16 protein-coding genes are annotated in these 20,042 nt (G+C 68.1%); 7 read left to right on the top strand and 9 right to left on the bottom strand.

Annotation, left to right across the window (positions count from 1 at the left end; translation table 11 throughout):
- The first annotated feature begins 110 nt into the window (after nt 1-110).
- Together recG and V5F66_RS04350 are read left to right on the top strand one after the other, a co-directional pair.
- The gene (gene recG / locus V5F66_RS04355; protein WP_394050878.1) at nt 111-2,204 is read left to right on the top strand and encodes an ATP-dependent DNA helicase RecG; all 2,094 of its coding nucleotides are present in this window, start codon (nt 111-113) and stop codon (nt 2,202-2,204) included.
- A 17-nt stretch (nt 2,205-2,221) separates the two neighbouring features.
- Entirely contained in the window at nt 2,222-2,680 is a 459-nt protein-coding gene (locus tag V5F66_RS04350) for a YbaN family protein (protein ID WP_394005784.1), read from the top strand.
- A gap of 13 nt (nt 2,681-2,693) precedes the next feature.
- Here the strand turns inward: V5F66_RS04350 and V5F66_RS04345 are convergent, their stop codons facing one another.
- From V5F66_RS04345 to glmU, 3 genes are all read right to left on the bottom strand, one after another.
- Entirely contained in the window at nt 2,694-3,881 is a 1,188-nt protein-coding gene (locus V5F66_RS04345; protein ID WP_394050876.1) for a GGDEF domain-containing protein, read from the bottom strand.
- A 94-nt stretch (nt 3,882-3,975) separates the two neighbouring features.
- Complete coding sequence (glmS, locus tag V5F66_RS04340) at nt 3,976-5,799, bottom strand: glutamine--fructose-6-phosphate transaminase (isomerizing) (protein ID WP_012116388.1); 1,824 nt, start codon at nt 5,797-5,799, stop codon at nt 3,976-3,978.
- Nucleotides 5,800-5,958: 159 nt separating this feature from the next.
- Complete coding sequence (glmU, locus tag V5F66_RS04335; RefSeq protein WP_394093338.1) at nt 5,959-7,305, bottom strand: bifunctional UDP-N-acetylglucosamine diphosphorylase/glucosamine-1-phosphate N-acetyltransferase GlmU; 1,347 nt, start codon at nt 7,303-7,305, stop codon at nt 5,959-5,961.
- A gap of 146 nt (nt 7,306-7,451) precedes the next feature.
- Between glmU and V5F66_RS04330 the strand changes: the two genes are divergently transcribed.
- Nucleotides 7,452-7,850 carry a hypothetical protein gene (locus tag V5F66_RS04330; RefSeq protein ID WP_394093337.1) on the top strand — a complete coding sequence of 133 codons (399 nt, stop codon included), beginning with the start codon at nt 7,452-7,454 and terminating at the stop codon, nt 7,848-7,850.
- Here the strand turns inward: V5F66_RS04330 and V5F66_RS04325 are convergent.
- Nucleotides 7,810-9,435: a glycoside hydrolase family 17 protein gene (locus V5F66_RS04325; RefSeq protein ID WP_012116391.1), complete on the bottom strand. Its 1,626-nt coding sequence runs from the start codon at nt 9,433-9,435 to the stop codon at nt 7,810-7,812. The genes V5F66_RS04330 and V5F66_RS04325 overlap by 41 nt on opposite strands.
- Before the next feature lie 184 nt (nt 9,436-9,619).
- Between V5F66_RS04325 and V5F66_RS04320 the strand changes: the two genes are divergently transcribed.
- The 4 genes from V5F66_RS04320 (at nt 9,620) to gltA (ending at nt 15,322) form a co-directional block, all read left to right on the top strand.
- The gene (locus V5F66_RS04320) at nt 9,620-10,102 is read left to right on the top strand and encodes a hypothetical protein (protein WP_012116392.1); all 483 of its coding nucleotides are present in this window, start codon (nt 9,620-9,622) and stop codon (nt 10,100-10,102) included.
- A gap of 235 nt (nt 10,103-10,337) precedes the next feature.
- Nucleotides 10,338-13,055, top strand: a complete 2,718-nt coding sequence (locus tag V5F66_RS04315) for a glycosyltransferase (RefSeq protein ID WP_394005791.1) — start codon at nt 10,338-10,340, stop codon at nt 13,053-13,055.
- A 155-nt stretch (nt 13,056-13,210) separates the two neighbouring features.
- Nucleotides 13,211-13,840 carry a molybdenum cofactor guanylyltransferase MobA gene (gene mobA / locus V5F66_RS04310; protein ID WP_394093336.1) on the top strand — a complete coding sequence of 210 codons (630 nt, stop codon included), beginning with the start codon at nt 13,211-13,213 and terminating at the stop codon, nt 13,838-13,840.
- A 171-nt stretch (nt 13,841-14,011) separates the two neighbouring features.
- Nucleotides 14,012-15,322, top strand: coding sequence for a citrate synthase (gene gltA, locus V5F66_RS04305; RefSeq protein WP_012116395.1), 1,311 nt, complete (start codon nt 14,012-14,014; stop codon nt 15,320-15,322).
- Between the two features lie 141 nt (nt 15,323-15,463).
- On the opposite strand, the gene lpxB is transcribed toward gltA, so the two are convergent.
- The 5 genes from lpxB to lpxD are packed head-to-tail and all read right to left on the bottom strand — an operon-like array spanning nt 15,464 to nt 19,963.
- Nucleotides 15,464-16,657 (bottom strand): lipid-A-disaccharide synthase, encoded by a 1,194-nt coding sequence (gene lpxB, locus V5F66_RS04300; protein ID WP_445329420.1) that lies wholly within the window; start codon nt 16,655-16,657, stop codon nt 15,464-15,466.
- The gene (locus V5F66_RS04295) at nt 16,654-17,574 is read right to left on the bottom strand and encodes an LpxI family protein (protein ID WP_394093334.1); all 921 of its coding nucleotides are present in this window, start codon (nt 17,572-17,574) and stop codon (nt 16,654-16,656) included. The genes lpxB and V5F66_RS04295 overlap by 4 nt, the downstream gene beginning before the upstream one ends.
- A 3-nt stretch (nt 17,575-17,577) precedes the next feature.
- The gene (lpxA, locus tag V5F66_RS04290) at nt 17,578-18,384 is read right to left on the bottom strand and encodes an acyl-ACP--UDP-N-acetylglucosamine O-acyltransferase (protein ID WP_393999886.1); all 807 of its coding nucleotides are present in this window, start codon (nt 18,382-18,384) and stop codon (nt 17,578-17,580) included.
- Nucleotides 18,384-18,869, bottom strand: a complete 486-nt coding sequence (gene fabZ / locus V5F66_RS04285) for a 3-hydroxyacyl-ACP dehydratase FabZ (RefSeq protein ID WP_012116399.1) — start codon at nt 18,867-18,869, stop codon at nt 18,384-18,386. Before fabZ ends, lpxA begins: the two co-directional genes overlap by 1 nt.
- Nucleotides 18,866-19,963 carry a UDP-3-O-(3-hydroxymyristoyl)glucosamine N-acyltransferase gene (lpxD, locus tag V5F66_RS04280; RefSeq protein WP_394093333.1) on the bottom strand — a complete coding sequence of 366 codons (1,098 nt, stop codon included), beginning with the start codon at nt 19,961-19,963 and terminating at the stop codon, nt 18,866-18,868. Before lpxD ends, fabZ begins: the two co-directional genes overlap by 4 nt.
- Nucleotides 19,964-20,042: the final 79 nt, after the last annotated feature.

Genomic DNA, 20,042 nt, shown 5'->3' with positions numbered 1-20,042 from the left:
ATCGCTGAGGGTTGAATGTTGATAGATATAGGAGATCGCCTGTGACCTCCAGTTGAAGCGGAACAGGAGCGGCTTGCACGGCGCAGGCGAACAGGACACCTTCCGCCGCCATGCGCCCGGATGCCCTCCTCCCCCTGTTCGCGCCGCTCACCAGCCTGCCCGGTATCGGCCCGAAACTGGTGCGGCCCTATGGCCGGCTGCTCGGACGGGAGATGCCGCGCGTCCTCGACCTCTTGTTCCACATGCCGTCCGGCTTCGTGGATCGGCGCGCCCGCCCCACCATCGCCGAGGCCCTGCCCGAGACCGACGTGACGCTGGAGGTGCGGGTGGACGGCCACCAGCCCCCGCCCCCCGGCAGCCGCGCGCCTCACCGCACCTTCGTGTCGGACGCCTCCGGCGACATGGTGGTGGTGCATTTCAAGATGGACCCGGCGCGGCTCGAGCACATGCTGCCGGTGGGCCAGACCCGCTGGCTGTGCGGACGCATCTCGCTTTATGACGGCATGCGGCAGATGACCCATCCCGACCGGGTGCTCGATGCGGCGGGCCTCGCCCGGCTGCCGGCGGTGGAGCAGGTCTACCCGTTGGTGGAGGGCCTCGCCGCCGGCCATGTGCGCCGCGCCATCGAGGCCGCGCTCCAGCGCGTGCCCGAGCTGCCAGAGTGGATTCCCCAGGACCTCCTGGCCGAGCGCGGCTGGCCCGCCTTCCGGGAGGCGCTGGCACGGGTGCACCGGCCCGCGAATCCCCATGAGGCCACGCCGGCGGGCGGGCCATGGCGGCGGCTGGCCTTCGACGAGCTGTTCGCCCACCAGATCACCCTCGCGCTGCTGCGGGCGCAGGAGGAGAAGGCCGGCGGGCGCGCAACCGTGGGCGACGGGCACATCAGCGCGCAGCTTCTTTCCGCCCTGCCCTTCTGCCTCACGGGCGGGCAGGAGCAGGCGGTGGCGGCCATCCGCGCGGATCTTGCCGCCGACACCCGCATGCTGCGCCTGCTGCAAGGCGATGTCGGCTCCGGCAAGACCGTGGTGGCGCTGATGGCGGCCGCCACCGTGGCCGAGGCGGGCCGCCAGACCGCCCTGATGGCGCCCACGGAAATCCTCGCCCGCCAGCATCACGAGACCATCGCGCCTTTGGCCGAGGCGGCGGGCCTTTCCGTCAGCGTGCTCACCGGGCGGGAGAAGGGGCGCGCCCGCACCGCCGTGCTCACCGAACTGCAGCATGGCCGCACCGACATGGTCATCGGCACCCATGCCCTGATTCAGGACGACGTGATCTTCCGCGACCTCGCTTTGGTAGTGGTAGACGAGCAGCACCGCTTCGGCGTGGAGCAGCGGCTGACGCTGGCCCGCAAGGGCGAGGCGGTGGACATGCTGGTAATGACCGCCACCCCCATCCCGCGCACCCTGGTCCTCACCCTGTTCGGCGACATGGATTCCAGCGAGCTGCGCGAGAAGCCGCCCGGCCGGCAGGCCATCGACACCCGCGCCATCCCCCTCGACCGACTGGACGAGGTGGTGGCGGCGGCCGGCCGCGCCCTGTCATCCGGCGCCCGGGCCTACTGGATCTGCCCGCTGGTGGAGGAGACCGACACCTCGGACCTCGCCGCCGCCACCGAGCGGTTCGAGGTGCTGAAATCCATTTTCGGCGACAAGGTGGGGCTGGTGCACGGCCGCATGTCCGGCACCGCCAAGGATGAGGCCATGGCGCGCTTCGCCTCGGGTGAGACCCGGCTTCTGGTCGCCACCACCGTCATCGAGGTGGGGGTGAACGTGCCCGAGGCCACCGTCATGGTGATCGAGCACGCGGAACGCTTCGGCCTCGCCCAGCTCCATCAGCTGCGCGGCCGGGTGGGGCGCGGCGACAAGCCCTCCGTCTGCCTCCTGCTCTATCGCTCGCCTCTGGGCGAGACGGCGAAGGCGCGCCTCGCCATCCTGCGCGAGAGCCAGGACGGCTTTCGCCTCGCCGAGGAAGACCTGCGCCTGCGGGGCGAAGGCGACGTGCTCGGCACGCGGCAGAGCGGCATGCCGGGTTTCCGCACCGCGCGGCTCGAATTCCATTCCGGCGAGGTCGAGGCGGCGCGCGACGCGGCCGCCCAGCGCGTCAAGGCCGATCCCGACCTTGCGGCACCACAATCCGGCCCGCTCCACACCCTGCTGCATCTGGCCGAGCGCGACGCCGCCATGCGCTTGCTCTCGGCGGGATGAGGGATCATGGTCCGGCCATGATGCCTGATCCAGACACCTCCGGTGCTCCGCCACCCGCTGGCCTGCCGCATCACTCGGAAAGCGAGCGGCTGGCGACGCGGCGCTGGTCGCGCGCAGCCATCTACCGCAAGCTGCTGTTTGCGGCGGGCCTCGTCTTTCTGGTCATTGGCGCCATCGGCATGGTGGTGCCCATGCTGCCGGGGACGGTGTTCCTGATCCTCGCCGCATGGTGCTTCACACGCTCCTCGCCACGCTTCGAGGCGTGGCTGTTGAACCACCGCTATCTGGGCCCCGGCGTGGTGCGCTGGCGCGACACCGGCGCCATTCCACCGATGGTGAAGCTGTTCGCCCTGGCGAGCTTCGTCGGCACCTTCACCGGCTCCTGGTATTTCGGCGCGCCGGTGCCGGTGCTGGCGGTGCTGGGCGTGGTGTTCATCGCCCTCGCGGTATTTATCGCCACCCGGCCGAACCGGTGATTGCGGCAAAGCGTCAGGTCGCGTTGCGCTGCGCCACTACGGCCAGGGGAACCGCCGGCGCCGCCTTTTCCGCCGCGCAACAGACCCGGTTCCGGCCGGCGCGCTTGGCTTCGTAGAGCGCGGCGTCCGCCCGCTCCATGGCCTCCGGCAGGAGGTGGGACGAGGCAAGGGCCGCAACGCCGATGCTCACCGTCAGCTTCGGCAGGCCCACTTCTTGATGGTGGAACGTGGCGAGTCGGATCGCCTCCGCCTGGAGCCGGGCGGCCTCCAGCCCGGTGCGATCGAGGAGCACGGCGAACTCCTCGCCGCCGAGGCGGGCAATCAGAGCAGAGGGAGGCACAGTGCGCGAAAGCAGCACTGCGAAGGCCCGGATGGCGGCATCTCCGGTGCTGTGGCCGAACCTGTCGTTGACACTCTTGAAGTGGTCCAGGTCGAGGATGAGGAGCGCCACCGGCCGCCCCTTGGCCTGGGCGATGAGGCGCTCGGCCCTGCTGTCGAAGCCGCGCCGGTTCAGCAGGCCGGACAACACGTCGGTCTCCGCAGCAATTTGGCTTTCACGGACCACGGCCTGCACCGACTTCAGCAGCAGGATCAGCCCGGTGGCCAGGAACAGGATGCCAGAGCTGACCTGCGAGACGAGGGCATAGGTGGTGTCGATATATTTCGCCGTGCGCGACGTGCCCATCTGTACCAGCAGATAGGCCTTCACCGGGAAGTGCGCGGCCAATACCACCAACATCCCGGCAAGCACGAAATCGCTGCGGTGGCGAGGACTGTCGCGCAGCACCACCCAGGCGCAGGCGGCGACCGCGAGCGTGAACGGAGCCTGATACATCAGCTGGTAGGTCAGTGGATGGTAGGGCAGGCCCGCGCGGATCAACGGCAGGAGCAGGGTGAGCGCCGCGATTGCCCCCAGCACCGGCCATGGCTTGCGGCTGCCGTAGAAGACCGCAAGCGCCGGCACCAGCAGCAGAAGCGCGAAGGCGAGGCTGAGAAAGATGACGGCGCCGAAAAAGGTGGTCCAGGCGGTGTAGGCGAGACCGAACTGCGCCAGCGGCGTCACCATGCCCAGCCCATAGCAGACCGCGAACCAGATCGGTGCCCGCTGCGCCGGATGCATTAAGGCGATTGTCGCGTAGCTCGCCGCAAAGAGCCCCGCGACGGCAACGTTCATGAACAGTGTAAACGCGGCGGCGTGCATGCGGCGTCGTCCGTACACGGTGAGCGCACACCATAAGCACGATGCGACTTTGACGTCAGCGCCGGGCGCGCCGCGGAGCGATGCACCTTTCAGCCTATTCCACCGTCACCGACTTGGCGAGGTTGCGCGGCTGGTCCACGTCCGTGCCCATGATGACCGCGGTGTGATAGGCGATCAACTGCACCGGGATGGAATAGACCATGGGGCACACGGTGGAGGGCATCTCCGGCAGGATCAGCTTCTGCACCGCGCCCACGTCCACCGCCGCGGCGCCCAGGGGATCGGTGACGAGGATGATCCGGCCGCCGCGCGCCGCCACCTCCTCCATGTTGGAGACGGTCTTGTCGAAGATGCGGTCGTGGGGAGCGATGACCACCACCGGCATCTTCTCGTCGATGAGGGCGATGGGGCCGTGCTTCAGCTCGCCGCCGGCATAGCCTTCGGCGTGGATGTACGAGATTTCCTTGAGCTTCAGCGCGCCTTCCAGGGCCAACGGATAGTTGGAGCCGCGGCCGAGATAGAGCACGTCCCGTGCCTTGGCGAGGGTGCGGGCCAGCACCTCGATCTCCGGCGAGAGCTTCAGCGCCTCGGTCATCAGGCGCGGCACTTCCATGAAGGCGCGCACCAGCTTGTGCTCGTCCGCCTCCTCCAGCACGCCCTTGGCCCGCCCGAACGCCACGGCGAGGCAGGCCAGCGTCGCCAGCTGGCAGGTGAAGGCCTTGGTGGAGGCCACCCCGATCTCCGGCCCGGCGAGGATGGGCAGCACCACGTCCGCCTCGCGGGCGATGGTTGAGGTGGGCACGTTCACCACGGCCACCACCTTCTGCCCGCACTCCTTGGCATAGCGCAGGGAAGCTAGGGTATCGGCCGTCTCGCCCGACTGGGAGATGACGATAGTGATGCCGTCCGGCGTAAGCGGCGTCTCGCGATAGCGGAATTCGGAGGCGATGTCGGTGGAGACCGGCACCCGGCCGAACCGCTCGAACCAGTATTCCGCCACCGCGCCGGCATAGAGCGCCGTGCCGCAGGCGGTGATGGAGATGTTCGTCACCGTCTTGGGGTCGAACGGCAGCTCCGGCAGGGTGACGGTCTCGGCGGCGAGGTCCAGATAGTGGCCGAAGGTGTGGGAGATGACCTCCGGCTGCTCGTAGATCTCCTTCGCCATGAAGTGGCGGTGGTTGCCCTTGTCCACCAGCATGGCACCGGCCGGCACCTTCTGGATGGTGCGTTCCACCAGCCGCCCGGTCTCGTCGCGAATCTCGACGCGCTCGCGGGTGAGGACGGCCCAGTCGCCCTCCTCCAGATAGGCGATGGTGTCGGTGAACGGGCCGAGTGCTATGGCGTCCGAGCCGAGGAACATCTCCCCCTTGCCGTAGCCGATGGCCAGCGGCGAGCCGCGGCGGGCGCCGATCAGAAGGTCGGTCTTGCCGTCGAACAGGAAGGCCAGGGCGAAGGCACCCTTCAGGCGCGGCAGCACGGCGGCCACCGCCGCCACCGGCTCGCTGCCGGCGAGCAGCTCGCGGTCCACCAGCTGGGCGACGATCTCGGTGTCGGTATCGCTCTTGAAGCTGACGCCCTGGGCTTCCAGCTCCTGCTTCAGCTCGCGGAAGTTCTCGATGATGCCGTTGTGCACCACGGCCACGCGCTTGGTGCCATGAGGATGGGCGTTGCGTTCGGAGGGCTTGCCGTGGGTGGCCCAGCGGGTGTGGCCGATGCCCGAATGGCCGTTCAGCGGATGCTTGTCGAGCTTGGCTTCCAGGTGCCTGAGCTTGCCTTCGGCCCGGCAAACCTCCAGGTGGCCGTTCTCAAGGGTCGCGATGCCGGTGGAATCATAGCCGCGATATTCGAGGCGGCGCAGCGCCTCCACCACCTTGTCCGCGACAGCGCCCTTCCCGAGAATGCCGACGATGCCGCACATGCACAAAAGCTCCGCTGGTTCCGGTCGCCAAAGGTCGGCGCCCGCCTGATCCCAAAAGTCCACTCCAAAGCTGAATGGACCGTTCCCGCCCGTTCACTCAAGCCCAGGCGGCATCACTTCCGCTTTCGCTTCCTGTCAGGACAGGTCCCAAGAGTAATCTCAGCCCTTCGGCTTGCTGCGCGCGGCGCGAAACGCCTTGGCCCAGCCCTCCTTCACCACCTGCCGGCTACGGGCGATGGCGAGGGCATCCTCCGGCACATCCGAGGTGATGACAGCGCCGGTGCCGACAAAAGCGCCCTTCCCGACCGTCACGGGCGCAACCAGCGCGGAATTCACGCCGATGAAAGCCCCTGCCCCGATCTCGGTGCGGTACTTGCCGAAGCCGTCATAGTTGCAGGTGATGGTCCCGGCGCCGAGATTAGCGTCCGCCCCCACATGGGCGTCGCCCACGTAGGACAGGTGGTTCACCTTGGCGCCGCTTTCAATATGAGCGGCCTTGGTCTCCACGAAATTGCCGATGCGCACCCCCGAATCCAGCTGGGTGCCCGGCCGCAGCCGTGCATAGGGACCGATGGTCACTCCCGATTCCAGCCGCGCACCTTCCAGGTGGCAGAAGGAGTGGATGACCACGTCATCGCCGACGCTCACCCCCGGGCCGAACACCACGTGGGGCTCCACGATCACGTCGCGGCCCAGCACCGTGTCGGCGCTCAGGAACACCGTCTCCGGGGCCACCAGCGTGGCGCCGCCGGCCATGGCGGCAAGGCGCAGGCGGCGTTGCAGGATGGCTTCCGCCTCGGCGAGCTGGACCCGGCTGTTGACGCCGGCCACCTCGTCCGCATCCGCCCGGGCGGCCACGGCCGAAAGACCGTCGGCGCGGGCAATCTCCACCGCGTCGGTGAGGTAATATTCGCCCTTGGCATTGGCGTTGCCGATGCGCTCCAGAATGGAGAGGGCGTGGGCGCCGGCGAGCGCCATCAGGCCGGCATTGCAGAACCGGATGGCCTTTTCCGCAGCGCTGGCGTCCTTTTCCTCACGGATGGCGACGAGTTCGTCGCCGGCCGTCACGAGACGACCGTAGCCGGTGGGGTCCGCGGGCTCGAAGCCGAGGGCCGCCACCGCCGCGCCGGCCTTGAGCGGCGCGCGCAGCAGGCCGAGGGTTTCCGGTCGCACCAGAGGCGTGTCGGCATAAAGCACCAGCACGTCGTCGGCGCCCTTCTCAAGCGCGGCGCGGGCGGCGAGGACGGCATGGGCGGTGCCGAGCCGTTCGGACTGCTCGAACACCTCGGCGTCGGGCACGATCTTGCGCACCTCGGCGGCAACATCGTCCCGGCCCGGACCAACCACAACCGCGGTGCGGGTGGCGCCGGCGGCGCGGGTGGCGGCCAGCACGTGGTGCAGCATGGTTCTGCCGGCGACCTTGTGCAGCACCTTCGGCAGCCGTGAGGCCATCCGCGTGCCCTCCCCGGCCGCGAGAACCACAACGAGCAGGCTCCGGTCACTCATTCTCACCCCTCCTCGGCGAAGCGCTGTCCCTTACCCCGGCTCAGCCGCATGCGCCATCCCGCCTTTGCCGGCCGGCTTGCCACTGGACCCGTCCGGCGCCATTTCATAAGGAGCATGCTCCGTTCCGCCGGCCGAAGAGACCTTGAATGCCGAACCTCCCCTATTCCGAGCGCCCGCTCTTCCGCCCCGGCCCGCACACCCTCAACTGGATGATCCCGCTGGGCATGGGCGCCGTCGGGTGGGCGCTCTACATGCGCTACATGGTGGTGGAACCGACGCTGGTTTCGCTGGCCTGCGAGGCGGGGCTCGAAAGCGCCGGCTGCTATGGCCGCGCGGCGGTTCTGGCGCTGTCGCTGTGGAACGTGTTCGGCGCGGTGGCGCTGGTGGTGGCGCTGATCCAGCTGATCGCGCCGGGCCTTGCCACCTTCTCGGTGGGGATGGTGTTCACCGCCTTCGCGCTGGTGTTCCACAACGAGGTGGCCGGCGCGCTGGCGGCGATGATGCTCATCCTTTCCTTTGCACGGCCTGGACCCGCCACAGCGTGAAGGAAAGAATGAGGCAGAGCGTGCCGAACCAGGCCGCCTGCCAGTTGGAGAGCGTCTCGTTCAGCGGCACGTAGACGCCGGCCACCAGCAGGCCCCAGGTGGCGATGACCTCGCCGAGGCCCGCCCCGTCCCGCTCCGCCCGGCGCACCAGCATGGGCGCGGCGACCGCCGCCACGATGGCGGTGAGCGGAAACACCGGGAAATCCTTGTAGCGTGGGTCGAATACCAGCTCGAACGCCACCGACCCGACGGCCACAGCGGCGAGCGCCAGCATCAAAGCGGCGGCAATGGCCGCGCCCGAGGACACCGCCCAGCGGCGGGCATCCAGCGCCACCGAGAACGGTGCCAGCCCCTGCCCCCGCCCGATCACCGCCGGCATCACGATCAGGCTCGCGACCGCCACGGCGAACAGCAGGCCATTCCGCAGCCAGCCGAAGAAGCCAAGGCTCTCCAGTGGCATGGCGGAAAGAGCGGCGCCAAGCGTCGCGCCGCCGAACAGCGCAATCCCTGCCACGGCCAACCAGTCCCGCGTCTGCAGCCCGTCCTCACGCTTGCGGCCGCCGGCGAAGGCGCTGGCAAACACGCCGGCCACCACCACCAGGCCCACGCCGATGTGCATGCGCCAGCCGGGGTAGTCCTCCACCGGTTGTCCCCAGGCGAATTTCGGCATGCGGGCATCGGCATCGATAATGCCCCAGTGCCCGCCGACGGTGCCCTCGCTGCGGCGCTTCCACGGCTGGTCGAACGCCTCGATGACGTTGACCCGGTAGCCCTGGCGCTTGGCCAGCGCCACCACGTCGTGCATCACCCGCGCCTGGTTGGAGGGCGAGGGCAGCGCCTCCTCGCGCATGCGGCCGGCGCTCGGCCATCCGGTCTCACCGATCAGGATTTCCTTGCCGGGAAATGCCTCGGCCATGCGCTGGCGGATCTCGTCTACATGGGGACCGGCCTCGGAAGCGGATACCGGCAGGTCCTCCCAATAGGGCAGGATGTGGATGGTGACGAAATCCACGTTCTCGGTGAGGCCCTTGTTGCGCTCCCAGAATTCCCACACGTCGGCATAGGTGACCGGAACCGGGGCCACCTGCCGCTTCACGCTGGCGATGGTACTGGCCAACTCGGTGGCGGACATCTCGCCGCGCAGCAGCACCTCGTTGCCGACCACCACGGCCTTAACCACGTCCTGATTTTCCTGGGCAAGGCGGATGCCGGTGTCGAGCTCGACGCGGTTGCGGTCCACGTCCGGCCCCAGCCAGATGCCGAGCAGCATGGTGAGGCCGTGCTTACGGGCGATGGCCGGCGCCTTGTCCAGCCCCATCTCGATGGAATAGGTGCGCACGCAGGAGGTGATCTTGGCGAGGCGGGCAAAATCCTCGTCGATCTGGGCTTCCGATATCACCAGCCCCTTCTGGAACGGCGACTGGCCGTCGCGGAACGGAGCATAGGACACGCACGGCAGCTTCTCGCCCTGTGCCAACGGCGAGGGTGGCATGGCCACGGGCCGTCCGAGAAGGGTCCAAAGGCCGGCGATGAGGCCGGCCACCACGAGCGCGAGCACCACGGGCAGCCGCACGGAGGAAGGCATCGAAACTCCAGACGAGACGAGAGGGCCCCGCCGCCACATAGAGCCTTGCACCGGCGGTGTGAAGCCTTCCCGCAGCCGCGGGCATCGTTGCGGCACCCCCACTTCCGCAGCGCCGTCATGCTGACAAAATCGCGCCCTTCTCCTAACGTGTCGCTGCGGTTCTCTCCGCGTTCCTTCTGAGAAAATGGCACTCATGCAACGCTTTCGACTTCCGCTCCTCGCGGCCGCCATCGTCTTCGCCTGCCTTTCGCCGGCCGCCGCGCAGAATCAGCCGGCCGACCAGAAGCCCGCTGCGGAACAGCTGACGCCGGAGCAGAAAGCCGCCGCCGAAGCCCAGCGCCGCTCGGTGGAGGAGTTCACCGAGGCGTCCAAGCTGCCGGGAACCGCCGGCCTGCCGGAATGTGTCTGGACAGGGCGGCGGATCGCCGCACTGCTGTGGCGCGACGACATCGACACCGCGCGCCGCCATCTGGAGATGTACCAGCAGTTTGGCTGCCCCACCGAGCACCTCAAGCTCGCCTTCCGCTGCCTGGTGCGGCAGGGCAACATCGATCCGAAGGCGCAGGAGCGGCTCGGCGGCCGGGTGCACCAGTGCTGGGTCAATCCGGATTATATCGCGGCCGCCCCGCAGCCTCCCGCCGCGGCGCCCGCCCCCGCGCAACAATAAGACCACCGGGCGATCATGGCGCTGACGCAACGGCGTCCCAGCGGCGCCATGATCGGGATTTATCTCCAACGGTGAGCATGTTAGTGTCTCGTCGCAATGCAGCGTAAACTTATCCTTAACGCTGCATTGCCGACCGCGGGGGCAGGTCGAAAGGGTGCCCCGAAGCCGTTTCCCGGAACCTTTCGCCGCCAGCCGGCGTTCCCGGTTCCACTTCCCCTCTAGGGTGGGCATCGCCATGCGTCCCGGTCTTGCTGCTGCGGCGGCGGTCATTGCGGTTGTGACCTCGATCCACGCCGCAATGTGGCTTTCCCTGCGTCCCGAGGTGAGCGCTCCGAACATCACGGACCGCTTCCAGAGCCTGTCCTTCGCCCCCTTCAGCCGGGACATGAGCCCCGAGGGCGAGGCGCCTACCAATGCGGCGCAGATCCGCTCCGACATGCAGGTGGTGGCGCCTTACACGCGCGGCGTTCGAACCTACTCCTCCACCAACGGCAAGGAACTGATCGCCCCCATCGCCGGCGAGCAGGGCATCCGGGTGACCGCGGGCGCGTGGCTGAACCGCCAGAGCGACAAGGACACCGGCGAAATCATCCCCAAGGCCAAGGCCGCCAACGACCGCGAAATCGCGGGCGTGATCGAGGTGGCCCGCCAGAACCGCAACGTGCAGGCCGTGGTCGTCGGCAACGAGACCCTGCTGCGCGGCGACATGAGCGACGACGAGCTGGCTGAGCTGATCCGCAGCGTGAAGCGGCAGGTGAACGTGCCGGTAACCTCCGGCGAAATCTGGAACACCTGGCTCGACCACCCCAAAGTGGCTTCCTCGGTGGACTTCATCCTCGCCCACATCCTGCCGTACTGGGAGGACGTGCCGGCGGACAAGGTGGTCGACTACACCATCGACGCCTACAACCGCCTGCGCGCCGCCTATCCCGGCAAGCGCATTGTCATCGGCGAGTTCGGCTGGCCCTCCCACGGCTACAATCGCGGCGCCTCGGTGCCCGATCCGCTGGCGCAGGCCATGATCATCCGCGATTTCGTCGCCCGCGCCGATGCGCTGGGCATTGAATACAACATCATCGAGGCGTTCGACCTGCCCAAGAAGCAGAACGAAGGCTCGGTGGGCCAGTACTGGGGCGTGTTCGACGCCGACCGCGACCTGAAGTTCCCGCTCAGTGGCCCAATCTACGACCACACCTACAACCAGACCACCATTCTGGCGCTGCTGCTGGGCGTGCTGTTCACCCTGCCGCTGCTGCGCATGCGTGAACTGACCATGTCGCAGGGCTTGGTGCTGGCGGGCGCCGCCAACGGTGTCGCGGCCTGGCTTGCAATGGTGGTGGACTACTGGCTCAACCACTATGTGACCGGCGGCGACTACGTCACCCTGGCGCTCAGCGTGGTGATGCTGGTGCCCCTTGTCTTCGTGCTGCTCTACCGCATCGAGGAGATGGCGGCGATCGCCTTCGGTAGCGGACCCCGCCGCCTGATCGACGCGCGCAAGGCTGTCGTCGTGCCGACGGTGCCCTCGCGCTTCCCCAAGGTCTCCATTCATGTGCCCGCCTATCGCGAGCCGCCGGAGATGCTGAAGCAGACCATCGATGCCCTGGCGGCGCTCGAATATCCCAATTTCGAGGCCATCATCATCATCAACAACACGCCCGACCCGGCCATGGTGGAGCCCGTGCGCGAGTATTGCGCGGCGCTGGGTGAGCGCTTCAAGTTCATCAATGCGGAGAAGGTGGCGGGCTTCAAGGCTGGCGCCCTGCGCATCGCGCTCGACGCCACGGCCCCGGACGCCGAGATCATCGGTGTGATCGACGCCGACTATGTGGTGACGCCCGACTGGCTGAAGGAGCTGGTGCCGGTATTCGACGACCCCACCGTGGGTCTGGTCCAGGCGCCCCAGGACCATCGCGATGCCGACCGCAGCCTGCTGCACGAGGCCATGAACGCGGAATATGCCGGCTTCTTCGACATCGGCATGGTCCAGCGCAACGAAGACGACGCCATCGTGGTGCACGGTACCATGTGCCTCATCCGCCGCGCCGCCATGCTGGAGGCCGGCAACTGGTCGTCCGACACCATTTGCGAGGATACCGACCTCGGCCTCACCATCGCCGAGAACGGCTGGAAGACCCATTACACCCGCAAGCGCTACGGCTACGGCCTGCTGCCCGACTCGTTCGAGGCCTTCAAGAAGCAGCGTCACCGCTGGGCCTATGGCGGCTTCCAGATCATCAAGAAGCACTGGCGCAAGTTCCTGCCCAACCGCTCGCGCCTGACCACGGCCCAGAAGCGCCATTTCGTGCTCGGCTGGATTTCCTGGCTCGGCTCGGAATCGGTGGGCGCGGTGATGGCCATCGCCTCGCTGGCCTTCGTACCCTTCGTGCTGCTGTTCGGCGTGTCGGTGCCAGCCCATGTGCTGACGCTGCCGATCCTGATCACCTTCCTCGTCTACCTCATGCACTTCGTCAGCCTTTACCGGCTGCGGGTGGAGACCACGCCCATGCGCATGCTGGGCGCGGCGGTGGCGGCGAGCGCGGTACAGTACACAGTGGCCAAGGCGGTGCTGGACGGCTTCCGCTACAAGGATCTCGCCTTCGCCCGCACCGCCAAGGGCAACAACTGGCTCGCCGGCGCGGCCCGGTCCTTCCCGGCCCTGCCGGAGGCGACGCTGGGCGGCCTGCTGCTGCTGGCCGGCATCGCGCTGCTGGTCCTGAACAACTGGCCGGGCGTGGCGCTGACCAAGAACGACTGGCGCCACATCCGAGAGATCAACCTCTACGGCATCGCGCTGATGGTGCAGAGCCTGCCCTTCGTCGCCGCGGCTCTCATCGGCGCCTTCGAGCCCTCGCGCTTCAACCAGGTCGCCTTCTGGCGGGCTCTCGGCGCCAAGCTCTCCCTGGCCCCCCGCCGTCCCGGCCTGACGCCCCCGCCCGCCGTCGCGGACTGAGGCTCGCGCGGCTGACGCTGCAATCCCGAACGCCCGGCCCTGCGCCGGGCGTTTTCATTTCAGGGGCAAGCGTTCGGCGGCCGGCACCCGAGGCCCACGTCGCCCTGCAAAGCAGAGGCGATTCCGCCCGACCCCGTTACGCCGTATGAAGGCGCATGAGCCCCTTTCCTCCGCCCCATGCCCTGATCCTCGCCGGCGGCCTCGGCCGGCGGATGGACGCCCTCGCCCACGGCGCGCCGGAAAAGCCGCTGGTGCGGCTCAGCGGCATGCCGCTCATCGCCCATGTGATCGCCCGGCTGCGGCCGCAGGTGAGCCAGCTCTGGATCAACGCCAACGGCGACCCGCAGGCCTACGCCGGCTTTGGGTGCGAACTGGTGCCAGACACCATTTCCGGCCATCCCGGTCCGCTGGCGGGCGTGCTGGCGGGCCTGGAGCGGCTGGCGGCGGACGATGAGCAGGCGAGCCTCCTCACAGTCCCGGCCGACACGCCTTTCCTGCCCGCCGATCTCGCTGCGCGCCTGCAGGCGCGTCAGGCGGAGACGGGGGGCGTGGTCTGCGCCGGGTCACAGGGCCAGCGCCATCCCGTGATCGCCCTCTGGCCGGCCTCGGCGCGCACCGCGCTGCGGCATAGCCTAATGGCGGGACGGCTGAAAGTCGGGCTTCTCCTGGACACCCTGAACGCCGTAACAGAGGGATGGGACAGTGAGCCGGACGACCCCTTCTTCAATGTGAACACACCGGAAGACCTTGCCATTGCAGAGATTCGCCGGACTGCCCGGCAATGAAGCATGGTCACGCTTGCGGCAGGAATGGGGAGGGTTTAGGACTGCACCACGGCAGCTTCGCATTCGCGAAGACGCCAGAGCGGGGACGGACTTGCCACTTGAGGAACCGGATCGCCACCTCCGGATCCGCGTGGAGATCCGGTTCTTGTCCGCCCAAAGGATGAGGGATCCATGGACGCCACCACCAATACCGGGGCAAAAGCGGCCAAGCTGAGCTTGGGGGAGAAGAGCTGGGACCTGCCGATCCACGGAGGGACCATCGGCCCCGACGTGGTCGATATCTCGAAGCTCTACGGTCAGACCGGGCTGTTCACCTACGACCCCGGCTTTACCTCCACCGCTTCTTGTGAAAGCAAGATCACCTATATCGACGGTGATGAGGGCGTGCTGCTCTACCGCGGCTACCCCATTGAGCAGCTGGCCGAGAACGGCGACTTCCTCGAGACCTGCTATCTCCTGCTCTACGGCGAATTGCCGACCGCCGCCCAGAAGGCCGAGTTCGACCTCTCCGTGACCCGTCACACGATGGTTCACGAGCAGATGACGCGCTTCTTCCAGGGATTCCGCCGCGACGCCCACCCCATGGCGATCATGGTGGCATCCGTCGGCGCGCTCTCCGCCTTCTATCACGACTCCACTGATATTTCTGACCCCACCCAGCGCCTGATCGCGTCGATTCGCATGATTGCGAAGATGCCGACGCTGGCGGCCATGGCCTACAAGTATTCCATCGGCCAGCCGTTCGTTTACCCCAAGAACGAACTCGACTATACGTCGAACTTCCTGAACATGTGCTTCGCCGTTCCGTGCGAGGATTACAAGGTCAACCCCATCCTCGCGAAGGCGATGGATAAGATCTTCATCCTCCACGCCGATCACGAGCAGAACGCCTCCACCTCCACGGTGCGCCTCGCCGGCTCCTCCGGCGCCAATCCGTTTGCCTGCATCGCCGCCGGCATCGCCTGCCTGTGGGGACCCGCCCATGGCGGCGCCAACGAGGCCGCCCTCAAGATGCTCACCGAGATCGGCCATGTGGACCGCATCCCGGAGTACATCAAGCGGTCGAAGGACAAGAACGACCCCTTCCGCCTCATGGGCTTCGGCCACCGGGTCTACAAGAACTACGACCCGCGCGCCAAGATCATGCAGCAGACCTGCCATGAAGTGCTCGGCGAGCTGGGCATCAAGGACGATCCGCTTCTGGACGTGGCCGTTGAGCTGGAGCGCATCGCGCTCTCCGACGACTATTTCATCGAGAAGAAGCTCTATCCGAACATCGACTTCTACTCGGGCATCACCCTGAAGGCGATGGGCTTCCCCACCACCATGTTCACCGTGCTGTTCGCCCTGGCGCGCACCGTGGGCTGGATCGGCCAGTGGAAGGAGATGATCGAGGATCCGGGCCAGCGCATCGGCCGTCCCCGCCAGCTCTACACCGGCGCCGCCCTGCGCGACTACGTCGCCATGTCCAAGCGCAAGTGATCCAAAGGCCGACCTTCAAGGCCGGTTGAAATGTGGAAAGCGCGGCCTCAGGGCCGCGCTTTTCGTTTGTGTGCAAGACATTGGGCTGCGCCAAGACATTGGGGTGCGCAACGCCGGAGAAGGTGTCGTCGGGCGATCGCGTCAGGCTGGTGGCGGCAGCGCGCTGGTGCGCCCGTCGCGGGCGAGGCGCAGGACCACCTCGGCCGCACGCGCGCTGGGGCTCGGCCCGGTGATGCCGAAAATATCATCGAACCGTGCGAAGGTGGCGTCCTGCCGCGCCCGCTCGGGGGTGTCGCCGATGACCTTGTCGAGGGCGTCCGCGAGCACCGGCACGGTCAGATATTCCTGCAGATATTCAGGCACCACATTTTCGCCTGCCACCAGATTGGCGAGAATGACCGTGGTGCCCTGCAGGATGCGCCGGGCGATCTGCGCCTCGAGCCACCCCACGCGATAGGCCGCCACATGGGGAATGCCGGCCAGCGCCAGTTCCAGAGTGACCGTTCCCGACGCGGCGAGCGCGGCCCGCGCGCTGCGGAACGCGGCGTACTTCTCCGCCTCCGTGGTGACGATGCGCGGCTTCAGCGGCCAGGAGGCGATGGTCTGGCGCACCAGCGGCTCCAGGCGCGGCAAGGTGGGAAGGACGAGGTCCATGGGCCGCTTCCGGCCCACCTGCGCCAGCGCGGCGCCGAAGTCCGCCCCGAGCCGGACGATCTCGCGCCGTCGGCTCCCCGGCAGCACCAGAACCAGGGGCGGCGGCTCACGCCGGCGCTCGGCCTCCGCCTCCGAGGGGCGCAGTTCGTCGAGCCGCTCCAGCAAAGGGTGGCCCACATAGAAGGTCGGCGGCCCGCCGAGGCGGCGATGCACCTCCGGCTCGAACGGCAGCAGCGCCAGCAGCGCATCCACATGCGGGCGCATGGCCGCCGCCCGTCCCGGACGCCAGATCCACACGGTGGGGGAAACATACTTCACGATGGGGATGTTCGGATTGGCCGCCCGCACCCGCGCGGCGACGCGATGGGTGAAATCGGGCGCATCCACCAGCACCAGCACGTCCGGAGGATCGGCCAGCACTGCCGCCACCGTTTCCCGAAGCCGCCGAAGGATGGTGGGCAGCTTGCCGAGTACGGCGGCGATGCCGATGGCGGTGAGGTCCTCCATGGGAAAAAGGCTTGTGAGCCCCGCCGCTTCCATGCGCCGGCCCCCCACACCGCGAAAGGCGATGCCCGGTGCCGCGGCATGGAGGTTCTCCATCAGCGCACCGCCGAGCTGGTCGCCCGATTCTTCGCCTGCGACCATGAAGACGCGGAGCGCCTTCTCCCCGTCCACCCTCATGGCTGGCCGCTCACCGTTCCGCTCCGGTCCATGCCGTAGATGAACAGGCCGGCCGCGTCGGCCCCCGCCACCAGCGCCTGCACATCCGGCACGATGGCGCCGCCGGCCTCGAAGGCGATGCCGCCAAGCCCCACCTCGGCCGCGCGCGCCACAGTGGCCGGCCCGAGGGACGGCAGGTCCACCCGGCGATCCTGCCCGGGCTTCGGCGCCTTCACCAGCACCCCGCGTCCGGCGTGAAACCGCAGGCGACCGGTGCGGCGCATCTCGCCATAGCGCGCGAGCATCTGGTCGGTGCCTTCCGCCGCCTCCACGGCAGCGACGAAGCCGTCCACCACGATCACCCCCTGCCCTACATCGAACGGGCCGAGGGTGCGGATGACATCGAGCCCGCGGGCCATGTCCTGCCGGTCCTGCGCCGAGGGCGCCCGCGCGCCGAGCACACCCTGCGGCAGCAGCAGGCCGGGGGCCACCTCATGCGCGCCGACAAGGTTGAAGCCCTGTTCCGCCACCAGTCCCAGCACCCCGGACAACAGGTGGTTGTCGCCACCCCGGAACAGCCGGGCGATGCGCGGCAGCAGGCGCAGCATGGTCAAGTCGAAGCCGAGATCGGACACCCGCGGGCGGGTGAGCGCGCCCACCATCACCACGTCGCGCACACCGCGCGCCTTGGCCATGGCGGTGACGGAGCCGAGCGAACCCAGGCGGAACCACTGGTGGGGATAGCGCTCCAGCGCCGGATCGGCGAACCCGCGGATGAGGAGAAGCAGAACATCGCGGCCCTGCGCAATGACCGCCTCGGCGACCGCCGCCGGAAAGGCGCCGCCGCCGGCAACGATGCCCACCGGCCCCCTGCCGGCCGCCTTCAGGGTGTCCGGGCCGGGCGCCGGACCCTGCCCGTTCTGCCCTGGAAGGCTCACGCCTCACTCCTCCTTGATGACGCCTCGCGACGGCTGGCAGATCGGCCGCTTGCGGTCGGCGTCGATGAAGCTCACCACGGCCGCGGCGAAGGCGGAAGTCTCCGCCTGCTCGCGCACGGTTTCGAGCCGGGCCTCGAACGTGCCCTCGCCGAAGAACAGATCGCGATACACCGCCCGCGCCGCATGCAGGTCGGATTTGGAGAAACCGCGCCGCTTCATGCCGACGACGTTGAGGCCGACCAGCTTGCCGGCCTGACCCAGCACATTGCCGAAGGGGATGACATCCTCGCGCACGCCGGTGAGGCCGGAAATCATGCATTGGGCGCCGATGCGAGTGAACTGGTGCACCGCGCACTGCCCGCCCAGGAAGGTGAACTCCCCGACGCTCACATGGCCGCCCAGCACCGCATTGTTGGCGAAGATCACGCTGTCGCCCACAGTGCAGTCGTGGCCCACATGGGACCCGGTCATCATCATGACGCCATTACCGATGCGGGTGACGCCGCCGCCGCCCGCCGTGCCGATGCTGGCGGTGGCATGCTCGCGGATGATGCAGTCGGAGCCGATGAAAAGCTCGGTTCGCTCGCCCTTGTAGTGCACCGATTGGGGCGCGGTGCCGAGGGAGGCGAACGGAAAGACCGTGGTGCGCGCGCCGATGGTGGTGACGCCCTGGATGTTCACATGGGCGAGGAGCTTGACCCCTTCCTTGAGCACCACATCAGGACCGAGAACTGCGTAGGGGCCGATCTCCACGTCATCCGCGAGCCCCGCCGGGTTCTCCACCCGAGCGGTGGGGTCGATCTTCGCCACTAGCTGTTCTCCATGATCATGGCGCCCACCTTGGCCTGCGCGACGATCTCGCCGCGCACCTTGGCCTCGCCCCGATACCACCACATGTTGCGGCGGCGGGAGATGCGCGTCATGTGATATTCAAGCACGTCACCTGGCACGACCGGACGGCGGAACTTCGCCTCGTCGATGGTCATGAAATAGACCAGGGACGGCTTTTCCTTGTCCTTGCCGAGCACACAAACGACACCGGCGGTCTGCGCCATGCCCTCAATGATGAGCACTCCCGGCATCACCGGGTTGCCGGGGAAATGGCCCTGGAAGTGCGGCTCGTTGGCGGTCACATTCTTGATGCCGACGCAGGAAAGGTCGCCGTCGATCTGCTCCACGCGGTCCACCATGAGGAACGGATAGCGGTGGGGCAGACAGGTGAGCACCTTCAGGATGTCAGCGCTGGCGAGCACCTTCGGCTCCGCACCTTCGGCGGCATGCGTCGTATCGTTCATTCCCCCGATCCTTCCCCTTCCCCGTCATTGCCGCCGCGCCGGGCGCTGGCCGCGGCGAGGCGCTTGAGGGTCGTTACCTCGCGGAACCATTCGCGCACCGGCTTGGCCGGCGAACCGCCCCAGCGCACGCCCGGCGGCACATCGCCCTTCACATTGCTGGAGGCCGCGATCTGCGCGCCCGTGCCGATGGTGGCATGGCCCACCACGCCCACCTGACCGCCCAGCATCACGAAATCCCCCAGCGTGGTGGACCCGGAAATCCCGGTCTGGGACACGATGATGCAATGGCGGCCGGTCACCACGTTGTGGGCGATCTGCACCAGATTGTCGATCTTGGTACCCTCGCCGATGACCGTATCGGTCAGGGCGCCGCGATCGATGGTGGTATTGGCGCCGATTTCCACGTCGTCCTGGATAACCACCCGGCCGATCTGCGGTACCTTCACATGGCCCCTGGGGCTTGGCTGGTAGCCGAAGCCGTCCGAGCCGATGCGCGCGCCGCCATGGATGATGACGCCGTTGCCGAGAAACGCATGGATGACGCTGGCGCCGGGCCCGATGGCACAGTTGCGGCCGATGCGGACATTCGGTCCGATGATGGCGCCCGCGCAAACGATAGTGCCCGCGCCGATTTCAGCGCCGGGACCGATCACGGCGCCGGGATCCACCGTCACCCCGTCCTCGAGCCGGGCCTTGGGATGCACCTGAGCGCCCGGCGCGACGCCGTCCTGGCCGAAGATGGACAGTGGCTTGAGGGCCGAGGGAAACAGGGTGCGGGTGACGGCGAGAAAGGCCGCCGCGGGCCGCGCCGCAATGAGCAGGGTCAGGCCGGGAGGCGCCTTGGCGGCGAAGCGCTCGGCGGTGATGACAGCGCCGGCCCGCACGGTGCCGAGCTTCTCGGCGAACTGGACCGTATCGCAGAAGGCGAGTTCGTCCGGTCCCGCCGTCTCCAGGGTGCCGACGCCGGTGATGGTGCGAGCACCCAGTTCGGCAGCCTGCGCCTCATCGGCGACGGCCAGCCGCGCCCCGCTGAGGGCCGCCACCTCCGCAAGGGTGAGGGGCGCCGGAAGCGGGAAGAAGACGTCATGGCTCATGGGAAGGATACGCCCGGGCGCTAGAACGCGGCGGGCGCCGGAGGTTGGGGCAATAGCCACCACCCGCCGGCGCCCGCCT

Source organism: Xanthobacter versatilis (genome assembly GCF_043193975.1).
GTDB lineage: Bacteria > Pseudomonadota > Alphaproteobacteria > Rhizobiales > Xanthobacteraceae > Xanthobacter > Xanthobacter autotrophicus_E.
Note: the sequence above shows the minus strand (reverse complement) of the source record. Positions and strands in the feature narration are given on the sequence as shown.